The sequence below is a fragment of the Dietzia sp. B44 genome, from assembly GCF_014145245.1.
GTDB lineage: Bacteria > Actinomycetota > Actinomycetes > Mycobacteriales > Mycobacteriaceae > Dietzia > Dietzia natronolimnaea.
Window position 1 is genome coordinate 7624 of sequence record NZ_JAALEF010000302.1, and the last position, 2092, is coordinate 9715.

3 protein-coding genes are annotated in these 2092 nt (G+C 68.7%); 1 reads left to right on the forward strand and 2 read right to left on the reverse strand.

Annotated elements, in window-relative coordinates:
* Together G6017_RS10650 and G6017_RS10655 are read right to left on the reverse strand one after the other, a co-directional pair.
* Window positions 1–819: dihydrodipicolinate synthase family protein (locus G6017_RS10650; protein ID WP_182617294.1), on the reverse strand; the 819-nt coding region annotated here is incomplete at its 3' end.
* Between the two features lie 9 nt (window positions 820–828).
* Window positions 829–1221 (reverse strand): winged helix-turn-helix transcriptional regulator, encoded by a 393-nt coding sequence (locus G6017_RS10655; RefSeq protein WP_182617295.1) that lies wholly within the window; start codon window positions 1219–1221, stop codon window positions 829–831.
* Window positions 1222–1345: 124 nt separating this feature from the next.
* On the opposite strand from G6017_RS10655, the gene G6017_RS10660 reads away from it, so the two are divergent.
* Window positions 1346–2092, forward strand: a 747-nt coding sequence (locus tag G6017_RS10660) for an NAD(P)H-binding protein (protein WP_182617297.1), incomplete at its 3' end; no start/stop codon positions are given.

The window sequence follows — 2092 nt, forward strand, 5'->3', positions numbered from 1 at the left end:
CACGGGTCGGCGCACCGCGACCGTGTCCGTCAGGCCGAGGAGGACCGCGAGGTGGGCGGCAACCCGGTAGCTGCCGTACCGGGCGATCAGGTCCCACAGCGGTGTGAGCCGAGCCGCGATCGCTTCGACTTCCGCCCTGTCACCGCGCCGGGCCGCACGCGTCAGAGCCACCGCGGGCTCGGGCAGCGTGCCGCCGACGACGGAATACCAGACGTCAGCGCCCCCGAGCAGCGCGTCACCGGCGAAGGCGTCACCGCTGACTCCCATCGTCACGTCATCGGGCACTGCCTCCCGGAGGACGCCCAGGCGATCGGTGAACGCCGGCACCGGGGCGCCGGGCAACTTGATGGATCGCACCTGCGGGAGCGCGGCGATGCGCTCGTGCATCGAATCGGTGAAGGCGACGTGCGTCGTACCGGGGTTGTCGTAGACGCAGATCGGCACCGAGGACCGCGCGGCGACGTCCTTGAAGAACCCGACCACTTCCTCGTCCGTCAGCGGCTGATAGGTCATCACCGAGACCAAGAGGCCGCTGGCTCCCGCCGCCTGCGCCGCATCGACGTTGCGGAGCACGTCGGACAAGGTCAGTGCCCCGACCCCGATGATCACCGGCACGTCGCCCGCGGCCGACACGGCCGCCCGCGCTACCTGCGCCCGTTCTGCCGTGGAGAGATACGGGTACGACCCGGTGGATCCGAGCGCCCCGATCGAATCGACGCCCGCCCCCACGAGCCGCTCGACGATTCGGGACACCCTGCCGGAGTCCACACCACCATCGCTCAGAGGAGTAACCGGGAACGCGCTCATGCCAGTGAACATGGCCCCACGCTAATCAGCGAGGCGAGCGGCAGCGGACTCCGAACCGAGTTCTCTGTTCGAAACGAAGATCATCAGGTCAAGCAGGCGCTCGGTGAGCTCGACGCCATCCGGAGTCAGCGAGTATTCGACGTGCGGCGGCACGACCGGCCTCGCATCTCGGTACACGTATCCGTCTGCTTCGAGGGTGCGGAGGGTCTGGGACAGCATCTTGTCCGTGATACCGGAGGCCCGGTGGCGCAGCTCATTCCACCGCAGCGGCTCGCCGTCGGAGAGCGCCGCCAGCAGCAACGGCGCCCACCTGCTGGTGACCCGGCTCAGCGCCTCACGGGTCGGGCAGTTCTCGGTGTAGATGCCCTCGCCGAAGGCTGCGGCCAGCCGGAGCGACGTGTCACTAACTTTCATACCAGTACCTTACTTCAAGGTGGGTACGCGCGATCGGAAACAGTTAGGCGCAACCGATGGTTAGTAGTCGTGTCAGACAGTTGACGTCCATCGGTCGACAGACCCAGTACCCAGGAGATAACTCGTGACCTACCTCGTGACCGGCGCCGCCGGACACCTCGGAGCCCTCGCCATCGAGTCGTTGCTCGACCGGGGCGTCGCTCCCGGCGATATCGTCGCCACCGCCCGCGACACCGACCGACTGAGCGCCGTCGCGGCACGTGGCGTGGTGACCCGCCGCCTCGACTACGACGACGTGCCGTCCGTGGACGCCGCGCTGGACGGTGTCGACCGACTGCTGTTGGTCTCGTCCAACGAGATCGGCCGGCGGGCCGCTCAGCATCGCACCGTGATCGAGGCCGCAGCCCGTCACGGTGTCGAGTTGGTCGCCTACACCAGCGTTCTCCACGCGGACTCCACCTCGCTGGGGCTCGCCCCTGAGCACCTGCAGACAGAGCAGGCCCTCGCAGAGGTGGGGATCCCGCATGTTCTTCTGCGCAACGGCTGGTACCTCGAGAACTACACCGAACAGATCCCCAGCCACGTGGCGCACGGTGTGCTCGGTGCGGCCGGATCGGGCCAGATGAGCGGCGCCACCCGCGCCGACTACGCCGAGGCCGCCGCGGCCGCTCTGATCGCCGACGACAGCGCCGGCACGACCTACGAGCTGGCCGGCGACACGAGCTTCACGATGGCCGAGTACGCCGCCACCCTGTCCGAGCTGGCCGGCCAGCCCGTGTCCTACACCGACCTGCCCCACTCCGAGTACGCGGCGGCCCTGGTCGATGCCGGACTGCCGGCCCCCGTCGTCGAGACACTCGCCGACATCGAC

Excerpts from the sequence above, each read along its gene's own strand:
- G6017_RS10655 (WP_182617295.1), bottom strand. The coding sequence starts at position 1,221 with ATGAAAGTTAGTGACACGTCGCTCCGGCTGGCCGCAGCCTTCGGCGAG.